Raw genomic sequence first — 461 nt, 5'->3', positions numbered from 1 at the left:
AGCACCATGCGGTCTTCCATCCCTTGGCTCAATGGATCAAATACCTTTTCCAAAGCAATCAAAATGTCATCGCTTTCCTTAATAATCCGTCCATCTAGCTCGATCGCGGGGAGCATTCCTGATGGTACTTTACGTTTGTACCAACTTTCTTTCTCCCCATAGCAGAACATTGTCACTTTTTCGATCCGATAGGGGATTTGTTTTTCCTCTAGCCATAACCAAACTTTTTGACAGTAAGGACACCAAGCGTGGTTATCGCGATACAGCGTTACCCGCACATCAGATTCGGACTGACCAAACAAGCGCAACCTGGCTTTAGCGTTGGTGAGACCATTAACCGTATCTATTTGATAGTCCGTGAGGGTTTCTAGTTCTTCCCAGCTTAAGGGTGCGGTAGTCATAGGGTGAGTTGCGTAGGGCAATACTTAGGACAATTCTGTACTCTACAATATTTTCAATTA

General features: G+C 44.5%; 1 protein-coding gene. It reads right to left on the bottom strand.

Going from position 1 to position 461, the window contains the following annotated elements; genetic code table 11:
- The coding region (locus ABF638_RS38285; protein WP_435027937.1) for a glutathione S-transferase N-terminal domain-containing protein at positions 1-401 on the bottom strand (401 nt) is incomplete at its 3' end.
- Between the last annotated feature and the right edge of the window lie 60 nt (positions 402-461).

Source organism: Nostoc sp. CALU 1950 (assembly GCF_051172895.1).
In the GTDB taxonomy this organism is placed as follows: Bacteria; Cyanobacteriota; Cyanobacteriia; order Cyanobacteriales; family Nostocaceae; genus Nostoc; species Nostoc edaphicum_A.
The sequence above is the reverse complement of the archived record's forward strand: the minus strand, read 5'-3'. Positions and strand labels throughout refer to the sequence as shown.